Source organism: Cobetia sp. AM6, from assembly GCF_009617955.1.
Taxonomy (GTDB): domain Bacteria; phylum Pseudomonadota; class Gammaproteobacteria; order Pseudomonadales; family Halomonadaceae; genus Cobetia; species Cobetia amphilecti.
Genome location: NZ_AP021868.1, coordinates 1,673,479 through 1,691,056, shown reverse-complemented (window position 1 = coordinate 1,691,056; position 17,578 = coordinate 1,673,479). Strand labels below are relative to the sequence as shown.

The window sequence follows — 17,578 nt, the reverse complement described above, 5'->3', positions numbered from 1 at the left end:
CTTTGTCCGCCGGTCAACGTGAGGTCACCGAACACTATGGAGAGCCACCGCGAGGTGGCCCAGCAATTCATGGCGCGAGGGAATCGTGGGGTGGCGCGCGCCCGGGCGGACGCAGATAGACATTGATGTCGCGAAACGCGACAAGGCAGGGACGCGGGGCCGCGTCGCGAGACAACCGCCCCAATGCCAGCAACAGGGCAACGGCGACCAATGCCAGCGTGAAGGCCGCCATGCTGGCCAACGGACAATCCGAGGCAGCGGAACTATGGGTGATCTGCGCCTGCGAACCGCTTTCGCGAGCGGCACGCGTTATCCAGTCGCTATCGGCACTCACCCAACGCCCGGTACCAACGCTCTCGAAGACGGCATGGTCGTTGACCATCACCACACGCGGGGCCGCCAGCGGCATGACCAGCATGGCAGCCAACGCGATCAGCATCACGAAGACGACATGCCCATTGGCCGCGGTCAGGCGTGACAGGGCGCGATGATAGGAGACGGATTCACGCCTGGCGTGGCGAGTCGAGGGACAAGTCGCTGTCATGCGCCCCCCGTGGCCGGAGCATCAGCGTTCGTATCTGCGCTCGTGTTGACGGTCGCAACACCGGCAGAAGACGGCGCTGCGGCCACGGACTGGAGCAGGAACGTCAGGCGGTCGGCCAGCTGCGCAGGCGTCTGACTGAGCGGCAGGGTGTCACGCAGCCGACCCTGCTCATCGATCACGAAGATCGCCACGCTGTGGTCGATCATGTAATCGGCCTCACCGGCCGACGCCTGCGCTTGCGCGTGTTCAGGAGGATGACTCTGCTCGGATTCTCGCCGCTGAAACTGGATACCGAGGCGCTGGGTGAATTCCTCCAGCCGCGTGTCATCCTGTGACGGGAGGCGAAGGCCGGTCACCGGCAGGCTGAAGGCAGACAGATAACGTGACAGCACGGGCAGGGTGTCGCGCGCCGGATCCAGCGTCAGAAACATCGGATGCAGATGCGCGCGTGAAGTCTCGTCAAGGCGTTGCCAGGCCATCTGCAGCCGGGCAAGCGACAACGGACAGATATCCGGACAATGCGTAAAGCCGGGAATCAGCACGCTCAGGTGACCCGCTTCCCCCCGAGACAGGGTGTCCGCGTGCAGCAGTCCCCGCGTGGAAGGCAGCTCGAGCGTCGTCGGCCACGCATCACGCGGTTGATGCGAGGCAGAAAGCCCCGTGATCAACGCGATAGCGACGAGGGCAAAAGCACTGAGTCCCATCAGGATCAGCTTGCGCGGCGACATGAACACTCCAGCGTGGCGTGCAGAGAAGGTAAAGGCAGCAGGATCGATGACAGGGATGCTAACCATTCACACCCGCGAAACCACTAATGCGACAAGTTGCCACAGCGATTGCCTCGGGCCTTCGCGAGCGCGACAAGGCCCCAGATAGCGTAAAGCCATCACCACCATCATCAGATTCAAAGTGCGTCTCACCCAGACGGACACGACACTATCTCCATGCTCCTGCAATTGAGCCAGTCCCCCAACCCCTTCTTCCCCTCACGCCATGAGGCTTCGCCATGATTCAGCGCCTTTCCCTGCACCCAGCCATCCTTGAAGTGCGCGACCTCGATGCCGCTTGCCGTTTCTTCACCGAAACACTCGCCCTGCCCATCCTGTTGCGCAACGCCACCAGCGCGACCCTGGAGCTGAACCATCGCCGAGACAAGCAGACCAGCGTATTGCTGTTGCAGCGCAGTGCTGAGCAACCCGACAGCCGCCAGCTGACGCTTGAGATCGAGCGAACGGACTTTGCCCGCTTCCGCGACCAATGGCAGGCCCAGGGAGCGCATCTGATCGAGAGTCACGGCAGCAGCGCCCCCGGCTGTGCCTGGCAGGTGCTCGATTGCGTGCTCCCCGATGGGCATCGCCTACGCGTGGTCAGCATCAACCCCGAGCGCTGCGCCCCGACGATCAGCCGTGGCATGGGCATGGCACCCTGAGATTCCAGCACACCAGATGGCTCGAGAGTCTCCGCTGGGGCCGGCGCATGACACAAGCGCCGGCCCCGCTATCAAGTGCGCCATCATGGCGAGAAATGACGTACCGGTGAGGCGAGCAAGTAAAAGGCTTGGATGCCCATCACGGCTGAGGCGTCAGTAGTTGACCAGCAACTCATCAATGACCGGGTTCATCTTGGTTTCGACCCCGGCAAACTTGGAGAACGTCAGACCACCCTTTGCGACAAGATGATATTGCGCATAGGCGATTTCATCGCCATATGGATCATTGAGCCAGAGTTCTGCGTGTGACAGATAGGTCGTGAAGTCCCATGAGCGCAAAGCGGTATACGTCAATATCACTTCACAATGGCCAGGGACCGGAGCGTCATAGACTCGCGTATTCAAGCCATTGCGACTGAAGCCCTGCTGGATCACATTCAGGAAGCCGGGCACGATCACGGCTTCATTGCGCTCGATGCACACGGTATCCAGATAGGACATGCGCTCCAGAGGCTGAACCTGCACCGAGGTACAGCCTGCCATCACGAAGGTGATGGAAGCTGCCAATAACGCCTTCGTCATCCCTGTCATTCTTGACTCCCTGTCATTGAACAAGAGGCTTTATCGCGAGATATGCCATGGAAGGCATGCTTGCCCGCAGGGTATTAGTGAAAGCAAATAAATGCGAGGAATCTGCCCGTGATCAGGCGTAATTCCCCCATGCAAGCGCGAGTCTCCTACAGCGACACCGACAAATGATGACAGGCGTGGCAAACATGAGTCCCCTTTATCACGCCGAGCCAATAATGACCCACTGACAGAGTGCGCGGATGTCCGCATTGCCGCACTCTTGCCCGACGCAGCATTAAGTATTGCTCAGCGACAGAATCGCCAGCCCCGCGTGCCGAGGTGGAAGTGATCACGATGGGCGGCGTTGTAATCCGGCCCCAGCACGGTACCGAAACTCTCACAGGCGGCGTCCTGCACGGCACGCAGGAAGCGGCCCGGGGCATCTTCATCCTCGGGCGCCGTCCAGTCGCGCGGCAGGCGAACCTGACGGCCGTCCGCCAGCGTGAAGCCTGTGACATCCAGCGCATCCGCAGTGGCATGTTCACTGCGACGTGCGTTCTCTCGTCCGTAGATGTTGCGGCAGGCGTAGCTGCCCACATGGGACACTTGCGTCACCTCGCTCCCCATGACTTCCTGCGCCGCAGACTTGAGCCCATGGCGCTCGAAGCGCAACCAGCTCACCGCCAGCGGGCAGCTGGCAATGAAGGACTGGTTGAAGCGAACGCCCTGCTCACCACTCACGCCTGACGCCGAATGCATGCGTACGCTGTTGATGAGGTCACAGCCGTTGTCGCTGGGGCGGTCCGGCAGGAAGGTCACCCGTTGCGGGGCTTCCCGCTCGAGAAATGCGCGACAGGCGGCTGGGTTCTCGTTCAAGCGTGAGAGCTTCCAGCCGGTCACCATGCCGGGCGGGTCCTCCAATTGCAGTGGCGCCCACGGGAGATAGTGAGCGGGTATCCAGCGCTCCAGCACGATGATATCGCGCTGGAGCGCAACGCCCAGGCCGATGAGCACAAGGCATATCAACGTGAGCCCCATGCCTTTGCGGCGCTGCTTGTGCTGCAAACCGTTCATGTTCGCCTCCTGTGCGCGATGCAGGCCCTTACCTGCCCCGGGCTTCGCCTGCCCCAGGGTGACTGACCACCGTGAATGGCATGACGTATCGACCGCCTCATATATGCCATATCAGAAACAGTGAAATGAAGGGCGAGGCGCTGTCAGAGACGCGGCTGTCCACTATGCTGGACGCCATTCAGCAGACCAGCCACACACCCTTGAGGGGCCACGCCCCGGCTGCTCTCTGCACGCCAATCCGCTATCAGGAGCGCACATGACGACAGCCCCTACCTCACGCCTGGGCACGATCCCGCTCTCGGTGCTGGACCTTGCCCCCATCCGCGATACCGGCAGTGTTGCTGAAACCTTCCACAATAGCGTCAGTCTCGCCCAGCATGTCGAAGCGCTGGGCTTTCATCGCCTGTGGCTGGCCGAGCATCACAACATCGATGGCATCGCCAGTGCCGCCACCTCGGTGCTCATCGGCCATGTGGCGGGCAAGACCTCCCGCTTGCGGGTCGGCTCGGGCGGCATCATGCTGCCCAATCATCCCCCGCTGGTGGTGGCGGAACAGTTCGGCACCCTGGCCACGCTCTACCCGGACAGGATCGATCTCGGGCTTGGCCGCGCGCCGGGCTCCGATGGCATCACCATGCAGGCGATGCGCCGCGACCCTTCCGCCGGCGTGAATGACTTCCCCCAGCGGCTGGCCGAACTCGAGCAGTATCTGGGCGAGGCCTCACCCGGTCAGCGCGTCAAGGCCATGCCGGGGCAAGGCACTCATGTCCCCCTGTGGCTATTGGGTTCCAGTGACTACAGCGCACGCCTGGCAGCGAAAAAAGGTCTGCCCTTCGCCTTCGCCGGCCAGTTCGCCCCCGGCTACATGCTGGAGGCCATCAAGCTCTATCGCGAGAACTTCACGCCCTCCGAGGTGCTGGATGCGCCCTATGTGATGCTCGGCCTGCCGCTGATCGCCGCCGACAGCGATGAACGTGCCCACTTCCTGGCCAGCACCCAGCAACAGAAATTCCTCAATCTGATCCGCGGCAAGAGCACGCGCGCCCTGCCCCCACGCGAGACACTGGACTGGTCAGCACGCGAGGAAGCCATGGTCGGCCAGAATCTGGCTGCTGCCATCATCGGCGGGCCTGAGCGCATTCGCAGCGAACTCGAGCATCTGCTGGAGGTGACCCAGGCCGACGAATTGATGTTCAACTCGGATTTCTATGAGCATGCCGACCGCCTGAAAAGCTACGAGATACTCGCCGAGGTCGCCGGTCGCCGGTCGCCGGACGCCGGCCTCCAGTCAATGACGTGAGCCCCTTCACGCTGACTGGCTTGCCAAGACAAGACGCCGCTCACATCTCCTGTGAGCGGCGTCTGTCGTTATGAGCCTGCCGTGAAGCCACGCATTGACGTCATGAGCTGAAGGCGATGAGCTCAAGGCGATAAGTTCATGCCACGACTCGGCTCAATGATGGTCGCGCGGGTTCACGCGACGATTCTTGACGTCCGGCGCACGGCGGATGCGATCTTCCTCGGCCAGGCTGTCAGCCTCGAAGATATCCGCACCGACCGGTGTCTCACCATGACGGCGATACAGCTGACTGAGCATCTGGCGACGATCAGCCCGCAGCTCCTTCACCAGTACCACGATCATGCCGTAGATGATGAAGGTGAACGGCAAGGCCGAGAGTACCGAGGCTGACTGCAAGCCCTTGAGACCGCCCGTCGAGATCAGCGTCAGGCAGATGGCCGCGATCAGCACGCCCCAGGCGATACGCTTGTAGAGCGGCGGATTGATCGAGCCACCGTCGGTCATCTGCGCCACGATGTAGGACGCCGAATCGGCAGAGGTCACCAGGAAGATGAAGATCAGCATGATCGCGACCACCGACAGCACGCTGCTGAAGGGCATCAGATCGAACATCTCGAACAAGGCAGACGTGATGTTGGCATCCGTCGCGGCCGCCAGACCGACATCACTGGCCAGCTCCATATTGATCGCCGCGCCACCGAAGACACCGATCCACAGGCACGCCAGCAGCGGCGGCACGATCAGCACGCCCACCACATACTCCTTGATGGTGCGGCCACGCGAGACACGCGCGACGAAGGTGCCGACGAACGGCGACCAGGCGATGACCCAAGCCCAGTAGAAGACGGTCCAGGAGCTGTTCCAGTCATTGCCGTCATAGGGCGACATGCGCAGGCTCATGCCGATGAAGTTCTGCAGATAATCGCCGATGCCCAGGGTGATCGTCTTGAGGATGTCCAGCGTCGGGCCGGTGAACAGCACATACAGCATCAGCGCGATGCAGATGCTCATGTTGAGGTTGGACAGGCGCTTGATGCCCTTGTCGAGCCCGGACCAGGTCGAGGCCATGTAGGCACAGAACATCACGCCCATGATGATGAACTGCCATTGCCAGCCTTCTTCCACGCCGAAGACGAAGTGCAGCCCCCCATTCATCTGCAAAACGCCCAGGCCCAGCGACGTCGCGACCCCCATCACGGTCGCCACCACCGCAAAGACATCCAGTACCGGGCCATAGCGGCGCACCTTGGGATGCTTGGCCGTCACGGAAGACAGCACCGAGGACACCAGCCCCGCCTGTCCCTTGCGGAACTGGAAATAGGCAATGATCAGGCCGACCACCGAGAAGGCAGCCCACTGATGGACGCCCCAGTTGAAGAAGGCATATTGAATGGCATAGCGCGCAGACTCGGGCGTCTCGCCCGGCATATCGGCGAACGGCGGCTTCAGATAGTGCTGCATGGGTTCCGCCATGCCATAGAACACCAGTCCGACGCCAAACCCTGCTGCCAACAGCATGCTGACCCAGGAAAAGAAGGTATAGGAAGGCCGGCTATCCTGCGGGCCGAGCCGGATCTTGCCGTACTTGCTCAACGCGAGACTGATGAGAAAGATCACGAAACCAAACACGGATATCAGATAGAACCAGCCGAACATGCTGGTCACGGCGCCGAGCGCCTGATCTGCCAATTCACCGAAACGGGTGGGGAATCCTGCCCCCAATGCGACCAGCCCCAGAATGATGATGACCGACGCGCTGAATACGCGCTTTCCTCCAGATGTCATAAATCGCTACTCCCTGTGAGCTGTGACAGCGGTGAGGTGGATCGCGCACCAGCGAGAAACGAGTAGCGTATCGCCAACGAATATTCGCAGTGCCTTCTAGACATGAACCTGATTCCCCAGAACTTCAAGGGCAGACGACGTCAGCAGCACAGGAAAATTTGTCACCGTCTGTACAGGTAGGCGTTTGCCCCAACCAGGCCATAGCCTCCGCGTGGGAGGAGAAAGCCGCTTTTGAAAGGTCAGTGCTGGCTTTGAAAGGACAGTGCAGACCTTGGAGGGACAGCGCAGGCCCTGGAAGGACAGTGACGAAGGAGCAGGGAGACGGGAAGTCCCGGGCAAGCTGGCCAGTCACGATGGCGAGATCGCCAGATAACCTCTACATTACTTGTACGATATTTATAAAACGCGATTCACCGCCGACATGACATCCCACTGAGGGTATTCCCGATGCCTGCACATACCACTGCAACACATCCGCCACGCACCGCTGTGACCCCCACCCACGCGTCGCCTGCTACCCCACTACCCCCAAGCCAGCTCGCCGATCAACCGCTCGCCCACCAGGACGAGACCAGCATGACACTCGAGTCGCTGGCACGCGCACTGCAGCACGGCATGGTGCCGGTGGTCGAGGTCATGTCACTGGATGGCATCTACAAGGTGAGAATCCATCATTGCCACGGCATCTCGGACCTGACGCGCAATGATCACAGCGCACTCTGGTTCAAGGGTACCGGTGAGATACGCGACTTGATGGGCGCACGCGGCATCAGCCACGGCGTGCTGACCTGGGCGGATCAATGGGGAGATGAAATGATCGGGGTCGAATCGCGCAGCCTCAATCAGGAAGAACTGCTCGCCTGGGGCACGCGTATCTGTTTCAAGTGAGGAATAGCCTCACGATGCCAGGGAAGATACCAGAGCCTGCGACTTCACGGACACAGGCACCTTGGCGAGAGACCATCAGGCTGAAGGCCTTCAAATGATGGGGAGGCGGATGACAAGCCAAAAGAGCCTGCAGCCAATGGCCACAGGCTCTTGTCCTTTTACCCTATTCGGTACTCACTCTATCCAGAATTCCCTCTAGCCAGAATTTTAACCAGCCAAGTTTCACGCTGAAGCAGAGCTCACGCTGACACGAGCCTCAGCCTCTTTGGTGTCAGCCAACAGGGACAGAAGGTAGTCCTTGCGTTTCAGAAATACGGGACGCTGTTGGTAATCTCTTTTATAGGTCTGCTTGGAGACCAGCGCCTCCTGGAATGCTTCAAACTCCTCTCCATTCCCTACGTAGCGATTCTCGAGCGCCATGAAGCGCTCTATATCCGCCGAGGACAGGTATTCCCGCAAGCTGTCATTGAGATAATAGCTGAACGAAAAATACGGCATGAAGCCAAAGCGCTCGGCACGGCGGACAAAATCCGCATAGAGCAACTCAGGATGCTGACGCCCGACCCCCAGCTTCGCGTGATTCTTGGCACGATTGGAAATGAAGATCGCACTGCGCCGGGGCAAGAAAAGATGTTCCAGAAACAGGCCCAATGTATGGGTCACGATTTCCCGCCCTTGCACCGCCGCAATGAACCAGACCTCCATCGGCCTGGCGGGCGCCTTGCTTTGACGAAAGGTGAAAAAGCCCAGTTCACTCATTGCCACAGGCAACCACTCCGACAATGGCGTCAGGCAGAACGTCGTGCTGTCAGCCCAGACTCCTCCATAACGACTCAATAGATACAGCCGCAATACGTCCGCCTTGATGGCAGGGTTCAACCTGACGGTCGACAGCTCGAAGGCAGCAAGGAAATCAAAGCCAAGTACCTGCTGGATATTGTCATCACTGAGCAGTCGCACTTCGTAGTCTGGATTCAGCGCCTGCCAAGACCTGACGCTCAGACGTACGACTTCCGGTGCTGATTCCAGCGGAGCATCCCAGTACATCCAGATTATCTTGGGCTGGGCTTGTGCCTGAGTCGCCGCCCCCGGGTTGGGCCCCAATGACGCCGCACGCTGCAATTCTGCGAGTGAATCCCGTGCTACCTGGTAACGTGGACTCTGTGGCGACAGCTGCGCGATTCCATAATGCGCATTGTAGCGATGGCTGAACCACGCAACATGCTTGCGCAGCCAATAGCCCTTGTTCTCGAAAGTATCGCTTCGAATGAATGCATTGATCATCAGGCAACCCAGGTATTAGTTACCCATGACAGCGCATAGGTAACGATAAATAACGCGAATCGCGTAAAAATACCGATAGTTTGCAGAATTGTCTAACAGAAGGGAAAACTCGAGGAAATGTGCAAGGCCGGATGAGTCGAGGACAAGTCTTGGCCTTGTGACAGGGCTTGTGACAGGGCTTGTGACAGGGCTTGCAACAGAGAATGAAGACTTGTCATCGATGAAGCTGTTCACCGATGACAAGAATCAGGAAACCACGTAAGCAGCATTCGTCTTTCAAGACATGCCAGCTGAGCGGTCAGCGCACATATCAGTGCAACACCTCACTGGCTGATGGCTTCTTCATTGGCCACGAAACCGGCATCAGCGCACAGGCGGCTGAATTCATCCCAGTGCTTCATGACCTGCCAGGCGCCTGTGGTCCGCAGCACCTCGGCGTGGCCCGGCGGGATGTGGCTGGCGCCCAGATGGCCGACGACCTTGAGGCCCGCGGCCACGGCTGCCTGCATTCCCGTGCGGCTGTCTTCCACCACCAGACATTCCTCGGCGGAGCGTCCCAGCGTCTTGAGGGCGAGCAGATAGAGGTCCGGCGCCGGCTTGGGATTCATGACCTCATCGGAGGTGAAAATCGGCAGCTGCTCATCACCATTGGCCGCGGCAATCTCATCGAGAATGCCACGCAGCCCCGAGCTCTCGAGATTGATCTTCATGCGCTGCTCAGAGCTGTTGGACACGATCGCCAACGGCAGACGCTGATCGCGAATCCACTCCAGCGTCTCACGCACCCCGGGCATGGCCTTGAGCGAGTCGGCCAGGCGGGCATCGACGAGATGACGTACCTGGTCGAGCGCATCCACGGGCAGCGTGTGCTGGCTGCGGGCTTCCAGGTCCAGCAGGATATCGCGCGTCATCATGCCCAGACAGCGGTCCAGCTCATGCTCGATCTGCTCTGCACTCCCCAGGTCTGGCAGCCAGACGGGAAGTTTTTCCTTGAGCACGCCATCAGCGATGATCTCGCTATCCACCAATACACCGTCACAATCAAAGATAAGTTGCTTCATGCGAGCTCCAATTCGAGAAAAGATGGCCGAAACACGTGATGAACAAGACACCTTGTCGCGCAAGGCATTGAGCGGCCACAAGAAGTGATATCCCTCATTGATGAGGGCAGAAAACTGAAAAGCAATCCCGACACTCTGCAGCAGACCTGGGCGAGGATTTTACGAGGCAAGGCTGTCGGTAGGTGACTTGACGCGCTCAAGGGTAATGCACTGCAATGGCAACGTCATGACAGGAATTCTTGCCTTATCAAGACACACATGCAGGAGGAAGTATGCGTCATCGCCATTCCCGCACATGCTCACATCCCTCACACTCGTCCGGCTTCGGCACAGGCCTTCTGGCCGGCGCCGCCGCGGCGACCGCCTTCTTTCTGGGCCGGCGCCTCAACAGTGCTCGCAAGGTCAGTAGCGGCCATCCGCTGAAGCATCAGGTGCTCGATGCGGCCTCGCAGGTCATGCAGCGCAAGTATCCGATGGAAGCGATGAGTACCTATCTCAACGGCTTCCACCATTACGCCGATGACATGGGACGTCAGGTGGAGGCCAGCCACTTCTGCATCCACCTGGAACATGATCTGCACCAATGCGTGATCTTCGATTCCAATCGCAGTGATGCCCGCTTGATCGGGATCGAATACATCATCAGCGCCGAGCGCTACGAGCAGCTGCCCGAGGAAGAGAAGCCGCTCTGGCACAGCCATCACTATGAAGTGAAGTCCGGCATCCTGGTGGCCCCGGGGATTCCGGAACTGGCGGAGCGCAGCTACTTCGAGGACCTCGTCACCACCTACGGCAAGACCTTCCACACCTGGCAGATCGACCGCGACGACTTCCCCTACGGTATCCCGCAGCTGATGATGGCCTTCACCCGTGACGGTCAGATCGACGAGGAGCTGATGAAGCGCCGTGATGAGCGCCTGGGCATCAGCACCGAAGAGCGCCGCCGGAAGCGCGCCGAGATTCCGCTGCCCGATGTCAGCCCCAAGGCCAACGGTGGCCCGACCCCGCCCGACAGCGAGTCCCACCAGCCGCCGCATGAGAGCCTGAACGACAGCCGCTGAGGCCAGCGGCGCATCAGCGACACATGCCACGACACGCACCAACGACATGCACCAACGACATGCATCTACGACAAGGCGCCTGGCAATCAATTGCCAGGCGCCTTGTCGTTTCAGCTATCGCGTCAGGAAGCCGCAATGGGCATCCCGCAGGGCTCAGCTCTGATTGTCGTGGCGCGGCTTGTCTTCACGTGATGTCGAGGCCATCTTCTCGAGCTCCTCCTCACTCATGGAGTCATACATCGAGCGAGCGGCCCCATCCAGTTCGCTGACCTTCTGCTCGCCACGACGTGCTGACAGTGCTGCCCCGGCTGCCATCTGCTGTGCCTTGGACTTGGCTGGCATGATTGTCCTCCCTCTGGGCGAATATCGTGAACCATGGTCGGCTGCCATGAGCTCGACCATGCCGCTTGCTGTCACTCTCCATGGGCCATGCGGCCCTCCTTCGCCCTTTTCAAGCCTCGCGATGCCTTGAGTTTCCCCTCTCTGACCCAAGGCCATGCAGGAGAGACAGATGACTGTCCTCAACAATAATATCGCCATCCAGCAGCAGGAGAGCCGCCATGCGTGACGTCGAATTTCCTCAACATCTTTCGCCCCATACTGCCAGGGATGACCTGACGGCGCTGGACGCCGAGCAACTGGCACGCGGGTATCAATGCGGTGAGTTCGACCCGCTACAGGTGACCCGAGCGGTGCTCGATCGTATCGAGCGACTCAACCCGCTCGTCAATGCCTATGTGCATGTCGCGCATGACACGGCGCTGAAGGAGGCGCGTGAATCCACGCAGCGCTGGCAGGCCGGCAAGCCATTGAGTCCGCTCGATGGCATTCCGACCTCACTGAAAGGCCTGACGGATGTTGCCGGCATGCCAGCGAGAGCAGGCTCCCTGATCACACCGGCTACGCCATGCCAGCAGGATGCGCCTCCGGTCAGGCGCTTGCGTGAGGCAGGCGCGATTCTACTGGGCAAGACCAACACCCCCGAGTTCGGCTGGAAGGCCGTCACCGACAACCTCGTGCATGGCACCACCAGCAATGCCTGGAATACCGAACTGACACCCGGTGGCTCTTCCGGTGGCGCGGCTACCGCCGCCGCCCTCAATCTGGGCGTGCTGCACCAGGGCGGTGACTCCGGTGGGTCGATCCGTATCCCTGCCGCCTTCAGTGGCATCTTCGGCTTCAAGCCCACCTTCGGCTGGACACCGCAGTGGCCGCCCTCCAAGGCTGCCTTCCTGTCCAGCATCGGGCCCATGACCCGCAGCCCCCGTGACGCCGCCGCCATGCTCAATGTCATCGGCCGTCACGATGCCCAGGACCCATACGCCAACCGCGGCCAACCCGAGGATTGGGGCGCGGATATCGGCAAGTCGCTGGCAGGACTGCGTATCGCCTACTCGCCATGTTTCGGGTCTGTCGAGGTCGACCCCGAGATCGCAAGCCTGGTGGAGCGCGCCGCACAGCGTCTGGCGAACCTTGGCGCGGACATCGTGGCGGTCGATCCCCCGGTCGAGACAAGCCTCGAGACGTTTCGCAAGATCTGGTTCACCGCCTCGCTGGGGCTCTGGGATGACTGCGATGCCGAGCAGCGTGAACAGCTCGACCCCGGGCTGGTCGAGAATGCCATGTGTGCACGCGAATGGTCGTCGCTGGATCTGTTCAAGGCACTCGAGGAGCGCTACCGGATCACCCAGGCGCTGGAGAAATTCAATCAGGATTACCACCTGTTGCTGACACCCAGCGTCGCCGTCACCCCCTTCGCCCTGAATCATCAGGTACCCCCGGATAGCCAGATGCATGACTGGGAGGAATGGGCGCCGTTCTCGTATCCCTTCAACCTGAGCGGCCAACCTGCGGCGTCAGTGCCCTGTGGCTTCACGTCTCAGGGGCTGCCCGTCGGCTTTCAGCTGGCAGGCGGCAAGCACGATGATGTGCGACTGCTGCGGGCCGCCGCTGCCTATATGGATGCCTACCCTACCGCGCATCCCGCCGAGCCCTACCGCCCGAGGTGAAATCGCGGCCGCACTGTCTGACCGGCGGCCTGCACATGCGACAACGCCCGCCACTGCCCCTTCATCAGGGCGGTGGCGGGCGTTGGCTGTGATGCCTGTCGTCCAGGCAAGAGGCTATTTCAAAGAGCTGTCTCAAAAGGCTATTTCACAGGGCTATTTCAATACGCCCTGCAAAAGGCGATTCACATGAACGCGGCCCCGTGAGCCGCCCCGGTTACTTGAGCGAATCCTGATTGCCGATGCGCGCCATCATCTCGGTGAACATCTGGATGTCGAGCATCAGGTTATCGACCCGCTTGAACTCCTCGGAGGTATGCCCGGTATAGGTCTCACCCGGCATGGACGGGCCGAAGTTGATCGCATTGGGCAACAGCTTGGCGGTCGTGCTGCCTGCGGAGGAGCGCGGCTCGGCCTCCATGCCGGTGGTATCCCCGAAGATATTGAGCAGCGTCTGCAGCCAGGCACCGCTGGGATCACGCAGCATCCAGTCGCGAATCTCGACGTTCAGCGTCATGTCCATGCCCTGCTCGCTGGCATAGGCGCTCAGCTTTTCCTGAATCGTCTGGCTCAATTCCTCAGGTGATTTCTCGCCGGCGGGCGCACGCACATTGACCGCGACCCGCAGCGCATCGTCCTCCTTGGCGAAGAAGGTCGGCGTCACCTTGAGCGGCCCCATGAAATCATGGGAATACGCGATGCCCAGCTGCTTGCCGTGATAGTCCAGCCCGTAATTGTCGTTCAGGTAATGGATGGCATCTTCATAGGCATTGTCATGGAAATCGATGCCGGAGGTGGCGAGCAGGCCCGCCAGCCGTGTGACAGGATTGATGCCGTTGGCCGGCGCCGAGGAGTGGGCCGACTTGCCGGTCACCGTCACGCTGACCTCTTCGCCTTCCACCTCACTGGCGACGCTGAAGTCCTGGCCATGCTCCTTGACGTAGCGGCTGCCGAGCGTCTCAAGCTTGTGGCTGAGCGCCTTGGCGCCCGCTGCGTCAGCCGCGTGCAGCGTGGCGGTGGAGCGCTCCGGAATCTGGTTGGTCGCCAGGCCGCCCTGGAAGTCGGTGATCGTCGGCAGAGCGTCGACTGCCTGATCAGATGACGCCTCGCCCGCCTTGTGCGTCAAGGGGAAGCGCGCATCGATGGTGCCGAAACCATTCTCGGCCGTGATCGCCGGATAACCGCTATCGAGCACGATGTTGTATTCCGGCAGGTCATTTCTGGCCTTGTAGTACTCGAAGCCATCACCGCCGGTCTCTTCCGTGGTCTCGATCATCAGGCGAATGGTGCGCTTGAGCGGCACCTCATTCTCCTTGAGCGACTTCATGGCATACAGCGCCGCGGCGATAGAGGCCTTGTCATCTTCGGTGCCGCGGCCGTAGAGCTTGCCGTCGATCTCGGTCATCGCGAACGGGTCGAGATGGGTGCCGTCGTCGAGTGTCCAGCCCTCCTCGCCTGCCGGCACCACATCGCCGTGGGTCAGAATGCCGAACACGTCATCGCCAGTTCCCTCGAGCTCAACCTCGAAGACGCGGTTGTCGACGTTACGGAACGTCAGGCCGAACGCCTCGGCGCGCGCCTTGATCAGCTCACCGAAGCGCGCGATTTCCGGGTTCTCGAATTGCGGCTTCTCCCCCACCTTGGCGGTCGGGATCGCGACCATTTCCTTGAGCAGCGCCTGGACGTCATCGCCGTACTGCAGACGGTTGTAGACCCCCAGCAGACGATAGATGTTGACGAAGGCATCGCCCTCAAGCGTCTCACCGGCCTGATACTGCTCGATGGCGGCCCTGACGGCCGTGTCCTGGGAATTGCGTTCGGCAACCTGGGTCAGAAAGCCATTGAAGTCCGGCGCCAGCTCCTGATGCCCCTGTTCGATCAAGCTGACCAGCTGGGCACGCTTGAGCGTATGTTCACCCTGCGGTGCGCGCTTGCCCGTGTCATCGGCCGCCATCGGCTCGTCTGCGCTGACAGGCAGCGCGCTGCCGAGCCCGAGTGCCAGACCCAGCGCGAGGGCCGTCTGACGAGAGGTAGCGTGAGTGGCTGTGCGGGTACTCATGGGCATGTACATCCTTGTGTTAGGCAAGACGCCACGTCGTCAATGGCCGCAGAGACAATGGATGAGGGGGAGACCCTCACCGACGCCCGGCGGCAGCTGACCACGCGACATCAAGACGGTTTCATCGGCCTTGCCGTGAAACATGAATGTCTTATACACAACCATCTTATGTACTAGGCCACGCCACGCCAACCCTGGCGAGAGGTGCCTGCCACTCTGCTCTCCATTATGGCCTTGGCCCCCTCGCCCCAGACGAGCGACTCAGTTCCAGCGCTTGAGCAGAATCTCGATGAACAGTTCCGCGATCGGCGACAGGGATTCACCGCGCCGCCGCAGCAGGCCAATGGTGCGGTCAATGCGCGGTTCGGGCAGTTCACGCTGACACAGCACCTCGTGTTCCGGCCCCGGCATGGCCATCGACGGCAGGATGGCGACGCCCAGCCCGCTCTCGACCAGACCCAGTGACGTCGAAAGGTGCTGCACTTCGTAGAAGCCATCCAGATGCAGCCCGGCGGACAGCAGGGTGTTGTCGAGCAGAATGCGGTTGCCGCTGTCACGCGAGACCGTGATCAGGCGCACATCGTCCAGGTCGCTCCATTCCACGCGCTGTTTCTGTGCAAGAGGATGGTCTCGACGCAGGGCCAGCACGAAGGGATCACGATAGATGGAGGTGAAATCCACCGCCGGATGGTGGGCACTGACCATATTGATACCAAAGTCTGCCTCCCCCGAAACCACCCTTTCGACCCCTTCATTGGCACTGACATCCAGGATGCGAATCCGGATACCGGGATAGGCGGTATTGAATTCGCGCACCACGCTGGGCAGGAAGTAGAAGGCTGCCGTGGGCAGGCAGGCGATGGTCAGCACCCCCTTGCGGTGGGTGGCAAGCTCGCGAACGCCGACCAGAGACGACTCATAATCTTCGAGCAACTTGCGGGCTTTGGGCAGGAAATCACGCCCAACAGGCGTCAAACGACTTCTTCGCGTGGTGCGTTCGAGCACCTTGGCGCCCAGAATTTCCTCCAGTTTCTGGATGCGGCGCGACAACGCCGGCTGCGAAATATGCAGCCGTTCTGCCGCCTCATTGAAGGAATGATTCTCGGCGACCTCGACGAACGCCGACAGATCCAGAAACTCCAATCTATGCATGCAACTACCTTATTGTTTCAGTTTTCGGATTAATGCGCACAATGATGACAGTATAGGTTCTATTTGCATTTGATGCATAGATCATCGGCTGTGATGCTTCATGAAGGCGCAAACAGACAGGAGCGCGTTCCAACATGATGCATTCACTTCCTTGCATGATCCTACGTGGCGGTACCTCTCGGGGTCCCTTCCTGCGTCTGGATCACCTCCCCGCCGATGACGAAGGCCGTCGCGAAGTTCTGCGTCAGGTCATGGGCTCCGGCCACGTACTGCAGATCGATGGCCTGGGCGGCGGCAATTCGTTGACCAGCAAGGTCGCCCTCGTCGGGCCGCCCAGTCATCCTGAAGCTGATGTCGATTACCTGTTCGCTCAGGTCGACGTAGAAGGCGACAAGGTCGACTTCTCACCCAACTGCGGCAACATGCTGGCCGCCGTCGGCCCCTACGCCATCGAGACCGGCATGATTGCGCCACAGGGTGACCTGACGCGTCTGCGGATCCACAACCTCAATACCCGCACGCTGATCGACAGCCAGGTGCCGACGCCCGGTGGCGCGGTGGCCTACCAGGGTGACACGCGCATCAGTGGCGTGCCCGGCGCCGGCAGCGCCATCAAGCTGGGCTTCCTCGGCGCGGTGGGCGCCAAGACCGGCAAGATGCTGCCCAGCGGCCAGGTCATCGACGTGATTGATGGCGTCGAGGTGACCTGTCTCGACTCCGCCACGCCGGTGGTGCTGATCGAAGCGGCAAGTCTGGGCTGGGCAGGCAACGAAGCGCCGGCCGAGATGGACGCCAACCGCGAGGCGATGGCACGTCTCGAGCAGATTCGCCTCAAGGCGGGGGAATTGATGGGCATGGGCGACGTCAGCGGCTCGGTGCTGCCCAAGCCGGTGATCCTCTCCGCCCCGCGCACCCAGGACGGCACTCTATGCGCCCGCTACTTCGTGCCGCATCGCTGCCATGGCGCCCTGGCCGTCACGGGTGCCATCACGCTGGCCGTTGCGACCAGCATCCCGGGCACCCTGGCCAATCGTGTGGCACTCGCGGCCGGCACTCTGGCACCGGATAGCCTGGCGGCAAACGTTCATCTGGAACATCCCGCCGGATTTCTGGATGTCGAGGTCGAGCATGCCAATGCCGACCCGATGACCCCCAGCCGCGTGTCTCTGCTGCGCACGGCACGCAAGATCATGAGTGGCGAGGTGTTCTTGAACCTCCCCGACTCGGTGGAAATGCCTGGGCGTGCATGACACGCCAGACGACCGCACTGGCAAGCGCCAGAGGCGAAGAGTTCGTCGACAGGCAACGAGCAGGTACTGCAGTATATTGATTTACAATGAATTTTCGCTAAACGAAATAGCCTGA

At 60.8% G+C, this 17,578-nt stretch carries 16 protein-coding genes; 6 read left to right on the top strand and 10 right to left on the bottom strand.

What is annotated here, in order from left to right:
- Positions 1 to 67: 67 nt before the first annotated feature.
- Both CLAM6_RS07225 and CLAM6_RS07220 read right to left on the bottom strand, forming a co-directional pair.
- Complete coding sequence (locus CLAM6_RS07225; RefSeq protein ID WP_153635574.1) at positions 68 to 544, bottom strand: hypothetical protein; 477 nt, start codon at positions 542 to 544, stop codon at positions 68 to 70.
- Entirely contained in the window at positions 541 to 1,272 is a 732-nt protein-coding gene (locus CLAM6_RS07220) for an SCO family protein (RefSeq protein ID WP_172978647.1), read from the bottom strand. The genes CLAM6_RS07225 and CLAM6_RS07220 overlap by 4 nt, the downstream gene beginning before the upstream one ends.
- A 278-nt stretch (positions 1,273 to 1,550) precedes the next feature.
- On the opposite strand from CLAM6_RS07220, the gene CLAM6_RS07215 reads away from it, so the two are divergent.
- On the top strand, positions 1,551 to 1,973 hold the full coding sequence (locus CLAM6_RS07215) for a hypothetical protein (RefSeq protein WP_153635572.1): 423 nt from the start codon (positions 1,551 to 1,553) through the stop codon (positions 1,971 to 1,973).
- A 153-nt stretch (positions 1,974 to 2,126) separates the two neighbouring features.
- Here the strand turns inward: CLAM6_RS07215 and CLAM6_RS07210 are convergent, their stop codons facing one another.
- Positions 2,127 to 2,564: an Sbal_3080 family lipoprotein gene (locus CLAM6_RS07210; protein ID WP_153635571.1), complete on the bottom strand. Its 438-nt coding sequence runs from the start codon at positions 2,562 to 2,564 to the stop codon at positions 2,127 to 2,129.
- A gap of 285 nt (positions 2,565 to 2,849) precedes the next feature.
- A complete protein-coding gene (locus CLAM6_RS07205; protein ID WP_347237580.1) occupies positions 2,850 to 3,617 on the bottom strand; it encodes an extensin-like domain-containing protein in 768 nt (255 codons plus the stop codon).
- Between the two features lie 256 nt (positions 3,618 to 3,873).
- On the opposite strand from CLAM6_RS07205, the gene CLAM6_RS07200 reads away from it, so the two are divergent.
- The gene (locus CLAM6_RS07200) at positions 3,874 to 4,917 is read left to right on the top strand and encodes an LLM class flavin-dependent oxidoreductase (protein WP_153635570.1); all 1,044 of its coding nucleotides are present in this window, start codon (positions 3,874 to 3,876) and stop codon (positions 4,915 to 4,917) included.
- A 153-nt stretch (positions 4,918 to 5,070) separates the two neighbouring features.
- Here the strand turns inward: CLAM6_RS07200 and CLAM6_RS07195 are convergent, their stop codons facing one another.
- A complete protein-coding gene (locus CLAM6_RS07195) occupies positions 5,071 to 6,702 on the bottom strand; it encodes a BCCT family transporter (protein ID WP_054555939.1) in 1,632 nt (543 codons plus the stop codon).
- A gap of 576 nt (positions 6,703 to 7,278) precedes the next feature.
- Between CLAM6_RS07195 and CLAM6_RS07190 the strand changes: the two genes are divergently transcribed.
- Positions 7,279 to 7,590 carry a hypothetical protein gene (locus CLAM6_RS07190; RefSeq protein ID WP_043332181.1) on the top strand — a complete coding sequence of 104 codons (312 nt, stop codon included), beginning with the start codon at positions 7,279 to 7,281 and terminating at the stop codon, positions 7,588 to 7,590.
- A gap of 222 nt (positions 7,591 to 7,812) precedes the next feature.
- Here the strand turns inward: CLAM6_RS07190 and CLAM6_RS07185 are convergent, their stop codons facing one another.
- Both CLAM6_RS07185 and CLAM6_RS07180 read right to left on the bottom strand, forming a co-directional pair.
- Positions 7,813 to 8,874, bottom strand: a complete 1,062-nt coding sequence (locus tag CLAM6_RS07185) for a capsular polysaccharide synthesis protein (protein WP_153635569.1) — start codon at positions 8,872 to 8,874, stop codon at positions 7,813 to 7,815.
- Positions 8,875 to 9,197: 323 nt separating this feature from the next.
- Positions 9,198 to 9,935: an HAD family hydrolase gene (locus CLAM6_RS07180; protein WP_153635568.1), complete on the bottom strand. Its 738-nt coding sequence runs from the start codon at positions 9,933 to 9,935 to the stop codon at positions 9,198 to 9,200.
- Positions 9,936 to 10,207: 272 nt separating this feature from the next.
- Between CLAM6_RS07180 and CLAM6_RS07175 the strand changes: the two genes are divergently transcribed.
- The gene (locus CLAM6_RS07175; protein ID WP_054555938.1) at positions 10,208 to 10,996 is read left to right on the top strand and encodes an OBAP family protein; all 789 of its coding nucleotides are present in this window, start codon (positions 10,208 to 10,210) and stop codon (positions 10,994 to 10,996) included.
- Between the two features lie 153 nt (positions 10,997 to 11,149).
- On the opposite strand, the gene CLAM6_RS07170 is transcribed toward CLAM6_RS07175, so the two are convergent.
- Positions 11,150 to 11,338, bottom strand: a complete 189-nt coding sequence (locus CLAM6_RS07170; RefSeq protein WP_043332182.1) for a DUF3008 family protein — start codon at positions 11,336 to 11,338, stop codon at positions 11,150 to 11,152.
- Positions 11,339 to 11,556: 218 nt separating this feature from the next.
- On the opposite strand from CLAM6_RS07170, the gene CLAM6_RS07165 reads away from it, so the two are divergent.
- Complete coding sequence (locus CLAM6_RS07165; RefSeq protein WP_153635567.1) at positions 11,557 to 13,005, top strand: amidase; 1,449 nt, start codon at positions 11,557 to 11,559, stop codon at positions 13,003 to 13,005.
- 214 nt (positions 13,006 to 13,219) lie between these two features.
- On the opposite strand, the gene CLAM6_RS07160 is transcribed toward CLAM6_RS07165, so the two are convergent.
- Together CLAM6_RS07160 and CLAM6_RS07155 are read right to left on the bottom strand one after the other, a co-directional pair.
- Positions 13,220 to 15,061, bottom strand: coding sequence for a dipeptidase (locus CLAM6_RS07160; protein WP_242007769.1), 1,842 nt, complete (start codon positions 15,059 to 15,061; stop codon positions 13,220 to 13,222).
- 261 nt (positions 15,062 to 15,322) lie between these two features.
- The gene (locus CLAM6_RS07155) at positions 15,323 to 16,213 is read right to left on the bottom strand and encodes a LysR family transcriptional regulator (protein WP_043332186.1); all 891 of its coding nucleotides are present in this window, start codon (positions 16,211 to 16,213) and stop codon (positions 15,323 to 15,325) included.
- A 134-nt stretch (positions 16,214 to 16,347) separates the two neighbouring features.
- On the opposite strand from CLAM6_RS07155, the gene CLAM6_RS07150 reads away from it, so the two are divergent.
- Positions 16,348 to 17,463, top strand: a complete 1,116-nt coding sequence (locus tag CLAM6_RS07150) for a 4-oxalomesaconate tautomerase (protein ID WP_153635566.1) — start codon at positions 16,348 to 16,350, stop codon at positions 17,461 to 17,463.
- Positions 17,464 to 17,578: the final 115 nt, after the last annotated feature.